This window comes from Candidatus Methanogranum gryphiswaldense, from assembly GCA_019262145.1.
Classification (GTDB): Archaea; Thermoplasmatota; Thermoplasmata; order Methanomassiliicoccales; family Methanomethylophilaceae; genus Methanogranum; species Methanogranum gryphiswaldense.
On the sequence record CP076745.1, the window covers coordinates 43,125 to 57,910 of the forward strand.

Annotated in this window: 16 protein-coding genes; 4 read left to right on the forward strand and 12 right to left on the reverse strand. The window is 44.2% G+C overall.

The features are described from left to right. The first annotated feature begins 129 nt into the window (after positions 1-129). The gene (locus tag KRP56_00210; GenBank protein ID UAL07729.1) at positions 130-972 is read left to right on the forward strand and encodes a carboxypeptidase-like regulatory domain-containing protein; all 843 of its coding nucleotides are present in this window, start codon (positions 130-132) and stop codon (positions 970-972) included. Here KRP56_00210 and KRP56_00215 read toward each other — a convergent pair. Genes KRP56_00215 through KRP56_00250 form a run of 8 tightly spaced genes read right to left on the reverse strand, consistent with a single transcriptional unit; the run spans position 962 to position 7,122 of the window. Further along, positions 962-1,525, reverse strand: a complete 564-nt coding sequence (locus KRP56_00215) for a FumA C-terminus/TtdB family hydratase beta subunit (protein ID UAL08398.1) — start codon at positions 1,523-1,525, stop codon at positions 962-964. The two genes, KRP56_00210 and KRP56_00215, sit on opposite strands and share 11 nt — an antisense overlap. Beyond that, a complete protein-coding gene (locus KRP56_00220; GenBank protein ID UAL08399.1) occupies positions 1,522-2,391 on the reverse strand; it encodes a fumarate hydratase in 870 nt (289 codons plus the stop codon). Before KRP56_00220 ends, KRP56_00215 begins: the two co-directional genes overlap by 4 nt. Before the next feature lie 11 nt (positions 2,392-2,402). Then, positions 2,403-3,440, reverse strand: a complete 1,038-nt coding sequence (locus tag KRP56_00225; GenBank protein UAL07730.1) for a hypothetical protein — start codon at positions 3,438-3,440, stop codon at positions 2,403-2,405. Then, positions 3,437-3,730, reverse strand: coding sequence for a DUF424 family protein (locus KRP56_00230; GenBank protein ID UAL07731.1), 294 nt, complete (start codon positions 3,728-3,730; stop codon positions 3,437-3,439). Before KRP56_00230 ends, KRP56_00225 begins: the two co-directional genes overlap by 4 nt. Before the next feature lie 2 nt (positions 3,731-3,732). Further along, on the reverse strand, positions 3,733-5,838 hold the full coding sequence (locus tag KRP56_00235) for a minichromosome maintenance protein MCM (protein ID UAL07732.1): 2,106 nt from the start codon (positions 5,836-5,838) through the stop codon (positions 3,733-3,735). Next, positions 5,832-6,074: a hypothetical protein gene (locus KRP56_00240; protein UAL07733.1), complete on the reverse strand. Its 243-nt coding sequence runs from the start codon at positions 6,072-6,074 to the stop codon at positions 5,832-5,834. Before KRP56_00240 ends, KRP56_00235 begins: the two co-directional genes overlap by 7 nt. Before the next feature lie 41 nt (positions 6,075-6,115). Further along, positions 6,116-6,649 carry a DUF367 family protein gene (locus tag KRP56_00245; GenBank protein UAL07734.1) on the reverse strand — a complete coding sequence of 178 codons (534 nt, stop codon included), beginning with the start codon at positions 6,647-6,649 and terminating at the stop codon, positions 6,116-6,118. After that, entirely contained in the window at positions 6,646-7,122 is a 477-nt protein-coding gene (locus KRP56_00250) for a hypothetical protein (GenBank protein ID UAL07735.1), read from the reverse strand. Before KRP56_00250 ends, KRP56_00245 begins: the two co-directional genes overlap by 4 nt. Positions 7,123-7,345: 223 nt before the next feature. Between KRP56_00250 and KRP56_00255 the strand changes: the two genes are divergently transcribed. Beyond that, positions 7,346-8,638, forward strand: coding sequence for an orotidine 5'-phosphate decarboxylase (locus KRP56_00255; protein ID UAL07736.1), 1,293 nt, complete (start codon positions 7,346-7,348; stop codon positions 8,636-8,638). 1 nt (position 8,639) lies between these two features. Here KRP56_00255 and KRP56_00260 read toward each other — a convergent pair whose 3' ends face one another. The 3 genes from KRP56_00260 to KRP56_00270 all read right to left on the reverse strand — a co-directional run bounded on the left by KRP56_00260 (position 8,640) and on the right by KRP56_00270 (position 11,262). Then, the gene (locus KRP56_00260) at positions 8,640-9,584 is read right to left on the reverse strand and encodes a M48 family metalloprotease (protein ID UAL07737.1); all 945 of its coding nucleotides are present in this window, start codon (positions 9,582-9,584) and stop codon (positions 8,640-8,642) included. Positions 9,585-9,586: 2 nt separating this feature from the next. Continuing rightward, positions 9,587-10,342, reverse strand: coding sequence for an MBL fold metallo-hydrolase (locus KRP56_00265; GenBank protein UAL07738.1), 756 nt, complete (start codon positions 10,340-10,342; stop codon positions 9,587-9,589). Between the two features lie 83 nt (positions 10,343-10,425). Continuing rightward, positions 10,426-11,262 (reverse strand): TatD family hydrolase, encoded by an 837-nt coding sequence (locus KRP56_00270; protein UAL07739.1) that lies wholly within the window; start codon positions 11,260-11,262, stop codon positions 10,426-10,428. 55 nt (positions 11,263-11,317) lie between these two features. Here KRP56_00270 and priS point away from each other — a divergent pair, with 55 nt between their 5' ends. Beyond that, entirely contained in the window at positions 11,318-12,544 is a 1,227-nt protein-coding gene (gene priS, locus KRP56_00275) for a DNA primase catalytic subunit PriS (GenBank protein UAL07740.1), read from the forward strand. Positions 12,545-12,600: 56 nt separating this feature from the next. Here priS and hcp read toward each other — a convergent pair whose 3' ends face one another. Then, on the reverse strand, positions 12,601-14,178 hold the full coding sequence (gene hcp / locus KRP56_00280; protein UAL07741.1) for a hydroxylamine reductase: 1,578 nt from the start codon (positions 14,176-14,178) through the stop codon (positions 12,601-12,603). Between the two features lie 194 nt (positions 14,179-14,372). Between hcp and KRP56_00285 the strand changes: the two genes are divergently transcribed. Next, entirely contained in the window at positions 14,373-14,741 is a 369-nt protein-coding gene (locus tag KRP56_00285) for a helix-turn-helix transcriptional regulator (GenBank protein UAL07742.1), read from the forward strand. Positions 14,742-14,786 lie beyond the last annotated feature (45 nt).

The window sequence follows — 14,786 nt, forward strand, 5'->3', positions numbered from 1 at the left end:
TTACTGCAAAGGGGTATATATTTCCTCCCCAAGTAGACCGAAAATGGCCGAAAATGAGAACATATTCAAAAAACAAATATCTGATTCGGAATAGAAAATATAAAGACAAGTAACCCGATTGGTCTACCAATGAAAAACAAGGTTGTACTGGTAGCATTTGTTCTAGCAATTTCTATTATGGTACTGCCAACATTCACAGCAGAGTACTCAGACAGTGCAACTGAATACTACATTGAAGGATATATCGTCACAACACAACCCGAAGGAAATGTGGCTTTGGAAGGCGTAGAAGTGACCATCCTATACAACAACACATCTTATTCTGATACTACAGACGAAACGGGTAAGTTTTCAATTTCAGTACCTTCCATAACTGGACTGCAGATTGAATTCACTTTAGAAGGATATACCATTCGTTCATGCCCGAATATCACTGCACAAGAGGGCAGCGATTATTACGTGCTTGATCTCTCAAATGTAACTCCTACAGGAAATGTTTACCAGATAACATCAGACGCGGATGGATTACTGCCTGCAATAATGTATCCGACCTCAGCAAATGTAACGGGTACTATCTCGTACTCAGACGGATATGTAAATGGAGCAACAGTCACACTTGTATCCACAGATACTTCCGAAAGATATGAGGCCGAGACAAATTCCAAAGGTATATTCCTAATTGAATGTCCAACTGGAGAATACACCCTCACAGTGAATTGCGGCGGATTCGAAACTAGCAAACAGACCATAGAGGTCAAAGAAGGCACTATGTCCGTGAACATAACCCTCACAATAAAAGAAAACCAGACCATCCTCGGACTTGATCTCATGCACTTTATCATGGTAATAGGGGTCATTTTTGGTATCTTCATATCTTGTATACTTTTTATCCTGGGACATCGCAAGAAAAATAAGATAACTATTGTAGACGATACACACGTCGAAGATGAAAAAGGAAAGATCAATCCCTGATCAAAGATTTCCTTACATTCTCATATAAACTATTTCCATGACAATCCATGGCCACTACCAACGGGCCCAAATTGTCCGTGTCGAACTTCCACATGGCCTCTGCCATGCCAAGGTCTTCCCATTCTACACCAGCCACTTTTGATAATCCTTCTGCTAATGATACGGCTGCTCCACCAGTAGCCGCAAGATATACACATCCTGTCTCCTTCATGGCCTCAAGAACTTCGGACGACATGCCACCTTTACCGATTATGGCCCTTATTGAGAATCTTCTGATCATCTCTGGCTCAAGCTTGTTCATTCTTGCACTGGTGGTGGGGCCCGCAGCAATAACGGTCCAATTATTTCCATCTTTTACCATAATGGGGCCGCAATGATACAGAACAGAATTCTTGATCTCCTTTGGAACAACTCTGCCCTCATTCGAATATTCAATGGCACGCATGTGCATTTCGTCCCTTCCAGTAATTATGGGCCCGCTTATTGAGACAACCTCCCCCAATTTTAATCCCTTGATGGTATCATATGACAACGGAGAACGCAAAGACCTCATAGCCATGCCCCCTGGGAGTACTCGACACCCTTGTTTGACATCTTGACCGATGCCCTACGGGTCGCCCAACAACCAATATTAACGGCAACAGGAAGACTTGCCGTGTGGCAATAAGCTGTGTTTATCTTAACTGCAAGAACAGTGGTTGAACCACCTAGCCCCATCGGCCCCAATCCGCTACTATTGAGTTTAACAAAAAGATCTTCCTCCATCTTTTTAAGCACTGGATCTGGATTGTCTTCGTCTATTGGCCTTATCAATGCAGTCTTGGACAGCGCAACGCATTCATCGGCCGTGCCACCGATGCCGATGCCAACTATGCCCGGGGGACATGGCCGCCCGCCTGCATCCAATACAGTATCAACAACGAATTTCATTATCCCTTCCATGCCATCTGCCGGATTGAGCATACTGAGATGGGTCATATTCTCTGACCCTGCACCTTTCAAAAGTACGGTTATCTCTGTGAATTCATCATCTGTGGGAATGAAATGCACTATCGGCATACCCTTACCAAGATTGTCGCCGTTGTTCTTTCTGGTTATCGGATCCACTGTGTTTGGTCTCAGAGGGATTGTTCTTGTAGCCTTTTCGACACCTTTCGCAATTTGATCAATAATGTGGGACTCGAACTTCCCTCTAACATAAAATATTGGAATTCCCGTATCCTGGCACATAGGTCTTCCAAGAACCTCTGCCTTTTTTACATTGTCCAATATCGCACCCAATTGAGAGTATGCTATCGGATTTGTCTCCCATGCAGCAGCCGCTTCCAACGCCCATCCGATATCCTTGGGCAATTTAGTATTTGCCAGACGCAATAGATTAACAACAGTGTCCTCGACTGATTCTGGTAATTTTATCATTGTCACGGCCTTCACCATTTGCTAGGAACGTAATATATGGTCCCGTCGATATCCACGACCTTGACCGTTTCCCCTACCCTCGTGCCCTCTGGTAATATCAGATCCAGTGTAGAATAGTTCGTAGGGTGGATTATCTGTATCTCACTTCCCGTCTTACTCACTACCGTCACCTCTGTCAAATCAGCTGCCTTAGTTATAACTTTAAGATCGTTCATTTCGACGCGTTTTATCGTTCTTTCCTTGAAATTAGATAGGTCGACAAGCTTACCTCCGGAATTGGAAACCTTTACGAGAACATAATTGTGTTTGGAATGACTTACAACATCCCATACATGGAAATTAGGCAGACGTACCAGATATGTCAATCTGTACATCTCCTGACCATCTCTTGTCTGTCCTACAAGCTTCGAAGCCTCTTTGGTTTCTGCCGAGTATGAATCAGTCAACATTTTAGCAAGGGCCTTACCCAGTTGTATAGATGACAAATATACGTCCACTCCACCAGTCACCAATTCCATCTTGGAAATGAATATGTTCCTGTTCGTCTCGGCTTGATTGGCGACATAATTCTCCACACGTGCCAAAACCTCTTCCTTCAGATCACTGGAAAGCTCTTTCACACATGTCCTTATCTGAAGTATGGATTCGTAATAATTACCGAGTATTCTAGAACATCTTTTACAAACCGTATTTTTTACACGAACTATGATCGATGATTCACACTCTATCTCGACACCGGAAACGTCCAGACGGGCCTGTACGCGCACAAGATAGTTGCTTTTATCCTGTTCATCGACAGACGCTCCGATCTGTAACACCCTTGCCTCTCTAACAACTGAGAGCTGTTCTATGCCTGTGTCCTCTATGACCTTCATCTTTTCAACACAGACCCACTCATCGCGCAGGTGATATTCCCCACAGTTTGTACAAACCTGAAGGTCCACGTGATGCGGCATGGACATTAACTGACGTCCTTCCAAGAAACACTCCACACACAGACCGTCAATGATATCGTCGCAGTCCTTTCCACATTTTACACAAAATCTCACAAAATCACCACTTGGGCGTGCTTGACGCCCCCTATTTCAATAACATTGGACATGGAGACGATGCCTTCTGTCATTGCTCTTTCAACGATCGAATTACCGACCAGATTCATTATCGTCACGGATTTTGTGCGTTCAATGAATGTTTCCTCGGATACTATCTCTCCGCCATAAAACCTTTCAGAAACGGTTATTTTTACACCGTTATCTCTGAACGTCTTACCGAGTATCTCTTCGTCGCATGCGGCAAGTATCCTGTCGTTCTCATGAACGTGTATCTTAACATATACCATTTTCACACCTTCTTATAAACACTGTCGCGTGGAGAGAATATAGTTCCATTATCAGAAAGCGCACGCAACACTTTCTTGACGTCCCCCTCGTTCAATCCTTCCTCTGCCGTATGTACCAGGATCTCATCCAAGGTTATTCCCTCTGGAGAACCGAACATGTCGATTGCACCAAGTACGATCTTTGTACGATCGCGATCCTTTTTAGTAAACCCAGAATCAATCGCGCCCATGTCCCATTGCCCACCATTATTTGAAGCCATGGATGCGAGGTAATATTCCACCAGATCGACCGCCTTCTGTGCGTCTGATTCCTCTACGATCCTGCTCAACCTCAATCTCGCAGATGCCTCTGACAGACGTACCAACGCCTCTAACTGCCTAGCGGTTATGGTTATCGTACCGTCGGCCTTGCCCATGTCTCTGATGCGCAGATAACTTTTCTGGATTATGGCTATAGAGCCGTCCGTCATCACGGGAATAAAACGTTTAGAATACGCGACATATTTTCTTAATATTTCGACATCGTAGAAAGGTTTGACATTCATAGTCGTTTCCCTGATCTTCTTGACATCGATACCGGTAAGGACCAGGTCCTCGGACATCTGTCTCACCTCTCCGCGCCTGTGAACACCCAATATGTGTTTCGAAAGACTTGTATCCTTCTCACGGTCTGGCTTATCGGTCAGAACAAAGAGAAGGTCGAAACGGGACATGAGCGCAGGAGGCAAATCGATCTGTTCGTTGAGCGTTCCCATACCTCCCTCTGTCTCGAATCTTCCATATTTAGGGTTAGCTGCAGCGAGCATGGAACACCTGCATTGAAGGGTTGCTGTGATGCCTGCCTTTGCAACAGATATCCTCTGTGACTCCATGGCTTCGTGCAATGATGATCTGTCCTGTGCAGTCATCTTATCCAATTCATCGATACACGCCAGACCTTTATCGGCAAGTACCAAGGCCCCCGCTTCCAAGGTCCATCTCCCATCTCCAAAATCATCTTTTACCGCCGCAGCTGTTAATCCTGCTGCAGATGCAGATTTTCCAGAAGCGTATATGCCCCTGGGAGCAAGCATGCTCATATATCTCAGTATCTGGGACTTTGCCACTCCTGGATCTCCGACCAGAAGTATGTGTATATCTCCTCTGATCGATGTTCTGTCATCCATTTCCTTATGACATCCACCGAATAATTGTAATGCAATTGCACTCTTGACCTCATCCATACCGAATATCGTGGGAGATATGGATGCGATGATATTGTCGAACAATTTGGGATCGCGAGACATCTCCAATATCTGCATTTCATCCTCTTCTGTTATCTGGATCTCATCGTATTCGTGCAATTCGGACTCGACGGACATCACTTCGATGTATATCTCGAACACTGTGGTCTTATCTCTATCTGGCTTCTCCACCGAACGGATTATACCGTTCAAAGTAACCCTATTACCTGCAGTTACAAGACCGGATATGTCATCCTCGACATATCCCGCAAGCCTTTCAGGCTGCGCGCCGCCCCTCAATCCCTCTGGACTTTCCTGTATCTCGATCTTCTGAGTATCTATGTAAAATGATTCCTTGTCGTCCAATATGAAACGTACGGCTTGCTTATTGCAACTCCCTTCTGTGTTCGAACACATAACTGGTTCCTTGAGGATCATTCCGCTCTGTTCCATCCATATCTCTGCATTGCAACGTGCACATCTGAACTTGGCATAGGTCATCCTAGGTCTGACCGTTGTTGCCTTCCTAACCAATCCTTCGACCGCCACCAATTTACCCAAGTGTTTTGACCTTAATTGACGGATATCCACCTTAGCATCACGTGGCAATTCACTTATCCTCAAATTCATGGAATTCTTACTATCCCATGTAGGAGGCATCATTAATTTCATGACACCTTTACCTTTCATCAAACAAAAGTCAGGATTTTCCAGCACATGCATTGCAAAATCGATGTTATATGCCTCTATATCCTTATACGATACGAGAACACTCTTTTTATCCGGATAATTTGCCGCAATCTCAGCTATGATGAGACGATACTTATCCTTGCTAAGTATCTCTTCCCATCCTGCAACGATGTCTTGTTCTTGAAAATTCACCATGTTGAATTGCTCCTATGTGCGCGGCACTCCTCATCCACCCACCAGACCCATCCGCCTTTCTCCATTGAGACCTCACCTTTGATGAGCCCTTCTTTTTTAAGTCTGTTGAGGGTTTTTGCCATGTCGTCTGGACACCTGTATTGAAACAAAATATCCAATCTTTCGATCGCCTCTTTGGTGGTGATGTGATCATCACCCATAATCTCCCAAATTAACGGTGCGATGTCATCGAGCATAGCATCCTCCCAACGTTGCGTACGTAAATAAATTATCGTAGTCACTCATGATTATTATCGGATGTGCCCAGAATAGAACTCAAATATTCATTCTGAACGCTAATGACCTCAGAACTATCTTTAGCTTTAGAATAATCTTCTAACATTGCTCCGTTGAGTCTCATGAATTCAGGCGCCCAATTGAATCTGCATAGGAATTGTTCTGCCTGCTCCTTCTCTCCTAAAATTATCAATGCCGCCATAACTGCCTCTGCACTGTTCAATTCCATCGGACGACCCCAATTGATGGGATTTGATGCTAAGAGATATGGAAGAGCTCTTTCCTCAACACGTTTTAACCTTGGAAATTCATCTATGTTCGTCCATGTCAGATCCATGACAACCAGGCCATTGCGCGCATACCTGCGGTCTGCAGGTGACAAAGCCTGCTTCGAGAAAGGAGAGAGTATTACGGATCCAGACGGTATCTGCGAGATTGTCTTAGCCTCTTTGCCCAAACCAAATTTCAACATACGTTTCGCAGTACATTTTTTTGGGTCACATTGACACTTATCGTGTATTATGACAGGTATCATGCGTTTACCATCATCTTTAGCTTATTGGGGTCCTTCATATTTTCAGACACCCACGATCTTACTTTTGCAATAAGCTTCTCGTAAGCTATCGCCAATTCTGCATCATCTGTCGCAGCATAATCTTTTACAGATCCCATATCTACGAGGATCTGTTTTCCTTGCCACGGGGTCCTTGCCGCCCATTCGTCGAATGGTGGTTTTGCCAGATACACGACTGCGTCGTACTCTCCATCCTCGCAGAGAAGCTCCGTATTTTTAAAATCCTTGGATACTTGACGCCTCATGTCCTCCCCAGCTTGATACATTACAGAGATCATGTCGCAGTCCACAATATCGTGCTCGGGTCCTGCACTGTAAACGTCATAGACCTCGCTGAACATCTGCCTTGTGAAATACTCGGCGAGCTGAGATGTTGAATCGTTCTTCTGATCCACGAACATCACGCGGAATTTGTTGACGGGTTTCTTGAACATAGGATCTATTCGGGTGATTAATCTATTCCGTTAAACGTTTTCGCACATTGTAGCATCCGCTTGATAAGATGAACACTCTCCCAAACAGTAATAACCAATAGAACGATGGGATGCCGCCGCGATGATGAATGTTTATCGAGCTGAAAATGATGATAGACGGGCGAGCTGAGCGGCATTTCTAATCTCTCAATAAGTGTAAATAATGCCCAACCCATGAAGAATTATGAAACCTGTCCTGCAAGTAGCACTGGACCTGATGCAACTCAATAGGGCCGTCTCGATCGCTAAAGAGGCAATCGATGGAGGTGCGGATTGGATAGAGGTCGGTACCCCCCTCATTAAGAGTGAAGGTGCTGATGCCGTACGTACTCTCCGCAGAGAATTTCCACATGCGATAATAATCGCAGATACCAAGACCATGGATGTGGGGGGCACAGAAGTAGAGATGATGGCAAAGGCCGGTGCCAACATAATAACGGTCCTTGGACTTGCAGATGATTCGACCATTGAAGAGGCTGTCTCGGTCGGAAGAAAATATGGTGCCTCAGTGATGATCGACATGATCAATGTTCCAGATCGTGTCACCAGATCCAAAGAGGTTGAGAAACTCGGTGTGGCGTATATATGCTTACATATGGGCATAGACTCCCAAATGAAGGGTGAAGAACCACCTATCGACATATTGAAAAAGATAGTCTCTGAAACATCCATACCAATTGCTGTGGCTGGAGGAATAACCGCTAACACGGTCAAAGAATACATCGAAGCTGGTGCTTCGGATATTATCGTAGGAGGAGGCATAATAAAGGTTCCCAATGTAAAAGAGGCCACCTCGATAATAAAGAAAGCAATGGCAGGCATCGATGTGAAATCTAGCATTGCAAAAAAATACAATGAAGATGAACTTTTCGAAGCGTTTCTAAAATGTTCCACATGCAATATATCCGATGCTCATCACAAACAAGGAATAATGTTCGGTCTACAACCCTACATAAAGGATGGCGAACGCATGGCTGGAAAAGCCCTGACCGTTCAAACCTCTAATGGAGATTGGGCAAAACCCGTAGAGGCCATTGACATTGCAAAACCTGGAGACATCATTGTGATTGACGTCGGAGGAGCTCCTATGGCTGTTTGGGGTGAGCTAGCCACAAATTCTGCCATGATAATGGGTGTCAAAGGAGTCGTCATCGATGGAGCTATAAGGGATATCGATGACATAAGAAAACTCGGATTCCCTGCGTTTGCGAGATCCGTCACACCGTGTGCCGGAGAGGCAAAGGGATATGGCGGGATCGGTATAGAAGTGACGGTCGGAGGACAAAAGGTCCGTACTGGAGATTGGATAATCGGTGATGAAAGCGGGCTTATCGTAGTACCAAAAGAGGTCGCCGTTGAGGTGGCTAACCGTTCCATAGATGTGAATGAAAGGGAGAACCGCACCCGCGAAGAGATCCGCAGGGGGTCTACCCTCTCAAAGGTCAACGAACTTGCAAAATGGGAGCCCGTCAAATGATTCAATAGATGTAGTCTGAATTATCTTTATAACTCTCTTTTTTCTTAATATCCTTTTTCTTGCCATCCTCAGCATCGTACTTGTCAGCAAGCTCATTGAGCCTTCTGATCCTCTCCTCTGTAGGAGGATGAGTGCTGAAAATACCTGAAAGGAAAGACCTGTTGTGCCCTACCAAAGGATTGCATATCATCATATCAGCATAGGATGTGCTCGCATATGTATCCTGAGTCGTCTTGCATCCTGCGTCAATGTGTTTGAGCGCACGAGCAAGCGCACGAGGATTGCGGGTCATTTTTGCTGCAGATTCATCTGCGAGGTATTCCCTGCTCCTTGATATGCCCAATTGCACAAGGACTGCCGCTATTGGTGCCGTTATACTGAGAGCTATTGCAATCAGGAACATCTTGTCCCTGTTCTCACCATTACTGCTGAAAGCAACCATCAACGCTGCATATCTTGCCGTAAAGCTCACAACAGCCGCCATCGTCGACACGACGGACATCACGAGGATATCCCTGTTCTTTACATGCGACAGTTCGTGGGCGAATACACCCTCGAGCTCATCATCGGGCAACAATGCCAATATCCCCCTTGTTGCAACAACCGCTGCATCTTTAGGATTCCTTCCAGTAGCGAATGCGTTTGGCATTGATGTATCGGCAACCCCTACCTCAGGCATTGGAAGGTTTGCTTCGTTGGCAAGTTTTCTTACAATAGCATATAACCTGGGTTCTTCCTCTTCAGTTACAATACGGGCCTTGTTAGCCCTCAGTGCTGCTTGTTTAGAGAAGAAATATGCATAAAATCCAATAACTACAGCTACAGTCAACATGATGACCACACCAACTGACCAATTATTGAACACCCATCCAACAAGATACCCAATTGCTGTGAGCATCAGAGTCATCAACAGGAACATCAATCCTGTTCTTGCGCGCCAGAACATAATTACACCTCGTATTCCCTGGTCATACCAACATAAAAATTCTTTACACCGTTCAACCCGAGACACACCCTCAATTCAGTCATACCTTCACGACTTGTACAATGGTTGAGCCAAAGGTCCAAACACTGTGCGTCCTTGAAAATCTCGGCAATAGATTGCGCTTTACTCTTCTCTTTCTTCATCAAATGTATACCGCCGATATATGTTTTCGGAGCGATTCCAAATCTTTCCTTAACTGCCGCTATTGCTGCCTCGACCCCGCAGTGAGAGCACCCACTTAGAACGATCGGACCTTTCTTGGACATTATGACCAAGAAACATTCATCTCCACCTTCGTAGGATATGGGTGGAGTGATGAAGAGGTTCTCACTTATCTGTACCCAATCATCTACTTCTTTCAAGGTCACCCTATCTTTGAATTCTGGAGAAATATAAAGGCCGTTGGTCCTGAAAATACCTTTACTACCTTTTGCGGAAGCTGGAGCAAAAATATCAGTGTTTGATGGCTTCTCGATCAAGAGTCCTTCTAGACCACCTGTGTGATCCCTGTGGACATGCGATATGACCACCCTGTCTATGGATTCTGGTTTAACGTCGAGATAAGCCATATTGTGTGAAAGATATCTTGGTCTCATGCCTGTATCGAAAAGCGTACGCTGACCATCCACCTCGACCAAGAGAGAGAAACCCTTGGCTCCAATATATGGCATATTTTCTACAGCGCCTTCATCATAGATACAAAGAATTTTAACCTGCATAACTGTCGCAATATGTTGGATATGTTACATATTGATAAACATATCAGCTCGAAAGCTGAAGGACCTATTTCGAAACACACCTATCAACGATGATACAATGAATCAGGAATATCCTTACATATCCTACGGACTGCTTCTTCATCCGCCATCCCAGAACCCAACATTTGCCTGACCTTATTAGGTACTGTTGCAGGTGCCATTATTGCCATCGGTTTTTCTGGATCGTCGATATAATCTGTTTCGATCATGAACCGGGTCGTGCCTTTGCTTAACGCTTCTTTGATGTTCGACCTTGATGCTGGAATCGAGGGCATGACGCCATACGTCTCTTTATCTGTAACAAATGGTGGTGATGAATGCTTGACTACCAAACCTGGATCCAGTCCTGCTTTTTTTGCGATATCCGCCAAGGACCGGTTTGTTTCTGTGGATCCTGATTCACAGTGTATTATCACCGGAACATCATTTTCCCTGGCGAGTTCCATTCCTCTGAGAAGTATGCGGTTTGACGCATCGCTATATCTTTGATCTGTTTCAAAATGCGGCCTACCGATCTCGCCTATCGCACAAGCTTTTCCATCGGCAACATCCTTGGCAGCGTCTTCCATCCCCTTCATCAGCATTTCCTCAGCGACTTCAAGGCCATAGTGTTCAGCAAGAGGGATTATCAACACCGGATATGGCCCCACCGCAATATTGATCTCGAGCTCTGTAACAGCTCTAGCCTTTTTTGCGAGATCATACGTTATCTCATAGGACCTTGCAAAATCTTCGCCCTTGGTGATCGGCACTTCTGCATATGGGAGAGTCACCAATGTAATACCTGTTCCTCCTGCCGCTTTGAATTCCAGAAGCGCGTCGACATTCCTACCGGACGGACTCATATGAAAATGGTCATCATAAACAGGCAACTTGTCCATGACCTATAAGCAATAAGCAACGTAATTATAGCTTGCTTGCAATAATCTCAATCATATGGACCATAATTCTCGCTTCCTGTTGAAATCCTTCAGGAAATACTACAAAGAATACGATCCTTGGATGCCTCACCGGCATACCAAAAGGGAATTTGGTTTCATGTTCTTCGACAAGGAAATAATGCAGAGGCATATGGCTTTCAACACAGCAGATGACCTTAAACGCTTCATGATCTCCCAAGTCCCCAAACATAGCTACTATTCGACCGCTTACTACAGGCGCCCCGCCGCACCATCAATGGATGAAAAAGAATGGATGGGCGCAGAATTGATCTTCGATCTAGACGCGGATCATCTGGATGGTGCAGAAAAGATGACATATGACGCAATGATGATCCAGATACGCAAAGAAATGATCACACTAGTAGATTCCTTCCTTATGGGCGACCTTGGATTTGCCGAAGATCAGATACAACTTTGTTTCTCTGGCGGCAGGGGATATCATGCACACGTCATACAGTCTGATGTCCTGACACTAGGGACCCATGAAAGAAGAGAATTGGTCGATTACATCACATGTTCAGGAATGGACATCGACTGGATATTTCCGATCGACAGAAGATTGATGGGCACTGCAGTGGTGAATGGCCAGGCCAGGCCCAATATCATTGAAATAAGAACCATCCCCGATGAGAACTCGGGAGGCTGGAGATTGAAAATGAGGAATGGGCTCATAGAGGTCGTAGAAGACCTGTGCACCATGGACCCCTCTCCATTGAAAAAAACATATCCCTCCATCAAAGGAAGCGCATCACAGAGTTTGTTGAAATTCCAAGAAAGACTTATCCTTGCTCAAAAAACGATGTTTGAAAAAAACGATATGAGTCTCCTCAACAAACGCGATCAGGACATGCTGATCAAGATCATGAAAGAAGATAAATCCCGCATGATGTCTGGAGAGGTCGATAAACCTGTCACTCCCGACATAAAAAGATTGATCCGCCTACCTGGATCGGTACACGGAAAAACCGGATTGAGGGTCAGCCCGATCTCTCGCGATGAACTAACGGAATATAACCCATTATTCAATGCAGTTCCAGAATCTTACTCTGACGAACCGGTAAAGATCACAATGAAACGGCCGTACGAACTTATGATCAAGGATCAACGTATTTCCTTAAAAACTGGTGAAACTGAAGTTCCTGAATTCGCAGCAATTTTTCTTATAGGTCGCAGGGAAGCAAATTGGGGTTATGATTCCGAAAGAAAGGACCCATTGATATGACTTGAGCTACGAACCTATTTTCCATAAGATAAAAATGTAAAAAGTTTTGATGTTTATCACTCTATTTTCAATATTACCATATCTGATCTGACATCACTATTGACCTTTATCCCAAAACTTCCAACCAGTACCTTTGTCACATTTGGTGTCAGAAATACAGGCAACCGCGGCCCCAGCATTATGTCTTTGACCCCTAAGGAAAGCAACGATAACAAAACAAGACATGCCTTCTGTTCATACCATGAGATGTTGAACGAAATAGGTAAGCTGTTAATGTCTGTATCGAAGATCTTTGCAAGAGCTGATGCTATGACCACCAGAGAATAACAATCATTACATTGACCGGCATCGATGACACGCGGAATTCCGCCTATATCGCCAAGACATAACTTGTTGTAACGATACTTCGCACATCCCGCGGTGAGAATTATTGTGTCATTTGGAAGTTCTTTCGCGAATTGCGTATAATACTCTCTTCCCTTCTCCCTTCCATCACAGCCTGCCATAACGACGAATCTCTTTATCGCACCACTGTTCACAGCATCAACTATATTATTAGATAAAGACAACACAGTTTCATGTCCGAATCCGATAGTAAGGGTCAAATCATCTATCGAACTTGGCGCTGAACATTTCTTTGCCATTTCAATTACTTTTGAAAAATCCTTATATCCATCCTTATCTGCTTCGATATGGGTTGCTCCTGGAATACCAGCGACACCCGTGGTGAATAATCTGTGCCCATATGCCTCGGAAGGAAGCAGAACGCAATTAGTTGTCGCTAATATGGGCCCATTGAACATTTCAAAATCCTTTTTTTGAAGATACCATGCACCACCATAATTACCCTTTAGATTCGCATACTTCTTCATGACTGGATATGCGTTCGCAGGAAGCATCTCCCCGTGAGTGTATATGTCGACTCCGCTGCCCTGACTCTGCTCTAGCAACATGTATAGGTCTCTCAGATCATGTCCCGTTATCAATATCCCTGGATTGGAACTTACACCTGTTGCAACAGAAGTTATCTCAGGCACACCATATGTCTCAGTATTTGCTTTATCTAAAAGTGCCAGACACACAACTCCTACTTCTCCGCATTCGAGGTTTAAGGCTATCAATTCTTCCGCTGAATGATCTGTCCTCAACGAACACAATGCCTTCCTGATGAATGCCGGGATAGAACTGTCCTCATATCCCAATACGACTGAATGATGATAGTATGCCGCAAGCCCTTTCAGACCTGCAAGCAAAATTTCCTTCAATGACCTCAGATCCTCATTTATATCATACGAATCGACACCTATGCCTTCTACCGGATGTCCAACACTGCAGAAATGACATTCTATCTTCAGTCTATTTTTCAACTCTTTGTTGCTCTGAAACTCATTCTTTATACATTCGATGTCAAAATTTGTGTTCGTGAGGGTCATGAAAAGACCGGCTACGATCCTTCTATCGATGTCCCGTACTATTTCCTCACCAAATTCTTTTTCAATAGTCCCTTTCGAGAGAACTATCAATGATTGGATCAGCATATCCTGCGCATCTGCCACATCTGCAGATTTCCCACAAACCCCGTTCTTGATACATCCTGTCCCTACCAGGGATTCTTCACATTGCCTGCATTTCATTTTTTTCCTCCATTGATATAATACTGAAATCTCAAACACCCTCAATCTTCGATTGTTTTCACAGTGCCACTCTGAACAATTCTTATTTGTTTAGATCCTAGCAATTCGAGTTTAAGATTGCCATGTATATTTTTTGAACTAAGTATCATAACTATACTAACTTATATATGGTAGAGAGTTTCTAAGACCATACCATGGATCATGAATGCACTGTTTACAAAACAATGGAATATCTTGCAAAAAAATGGACAATAATGATTTTACTGGAACTCTACAAAGGAACCGATCACGGTACAGAATGGAAGAGATTCTCAGAAATAAAATCAGGAATGAAGGACATAACGCCAAAAATGTTATCCGAACGTTTGAAGGAACTAGAAGCCGAAGGAATGATAGAGAACAGGATCGATTCGTCCTCCTTTCCTGTGAAAAGTGAATACCGTCTTACAGAACCTGCAAGAGAATTAATGAAGATCGTTCATGAAATTAAAATATGGGCACTTGAATGGAAGATTGATAACAAACCATGCGGAAAACAAGATTGCAGTCTATGTTTGCTCTAAAAACACAGGACATTGACACCTCTCGACACCAAACATTTATTAATT

Bases quoted from the DNA above. Each gene is read 5' to 3' on its own strand.
- KRP56_00285 (UAL07742.1), top strand. From the start codon at position 14,373: ATGGATCATGAATGCACTGTTTACAAAACAATGGAATATCTTGCAAAA.
- KRP56_00240 (UAL07733.1), bottom strand. From the start codon at position 6,074: ATGCTCGATGACATCGCACCGTTAATTTGGGAGATTATGGGTGATGAT.
- KRP56_00255 (UAL07736.1), top strand. From the start codon at position 7,346: ATGAAACCTGTCCTGCAAGTAGCACTGGACCTGATGCAACTCAATAGG.
- KRP56_00265 (UAL07738.1), bottom strand. From the start codon at position 10,342: ATGCAGGTTAAAATTCTTTGTATCTATGATGAAGGCGCTGTAGAAAAT.
- KRP56_00230 (UAL07731.1), bottom strand. From the start codon at position 3,730: ATGGTATATGTTAAGATACACGTTCATGAGAACGACAGGATACTTGCC.
- KRP56_00245 (UAL07734.1), bottom strand. From the start codon at position 6,649: ATGATACCTGTCATAATACACGATAAGTGTCAATGTGACCCAAAAAAA.
- KRP56_00260 (UAL07737.1), bottom strand. From the start codon at position 9,584: ATGTTCTGGCGCGCAAGAACAGGATTGATGTTCCTGTTGATGACTCTG.
- KRP56_00215 (UAL08398.1), bottom strand. From the start codon at position 1,525: ATGAGGTCTTTGCGTTCTCCGTTGTCATATGATACCATCAAGGGATTA.
- KRP56_00235 (UAL07732.1), bottom strand. From the start codon at position 5,838: ATGGTGAATTTTCAAGAACAAGACATCGTTGCAGGATGGGAAGAGATA.
- hcp (UAL07741.1), bottom strand. From the start codon at position 14,178: ATGAAATGCAGGCAATGTGAAGAATCCCTGGTAGGGACAGGATGTATC.
- KRP56_00250 (UAL07735.1), bottom strand. From the start codon at position 7,122: ATGTTCAAGAAACCCGTCAACAAATTCCGCGTGATGTTCGTGGATCAG.
- priS (UAL07740.1), top strand. From the start codon at position 11,318: ATGGACCATAATTCTCGCTTCCTGTTGAAATCCTTCAGGAAATACTAC.
- KRP56_00220 (UAL08399.1), bottom strand. From the start codon at position 2,391: ATGATAAAATTACCAGAATCAGTCGAGGACACTGTTGTTAATCTATTG.
- KRP56_00270 (UAL07739.1), bottom strand. From the start codon at position 11,262: ATGGACAAGTTGCCTGTTTATGATGACCATTTTCATATGAGTCCGTCC.
- KRP56_00210 (UAL07729.1), top strand. From the start codon at position 130: ATGAAAAACAAGGTTGTACTGGTAGCATTTGTTCTAGCAATTTCTATT.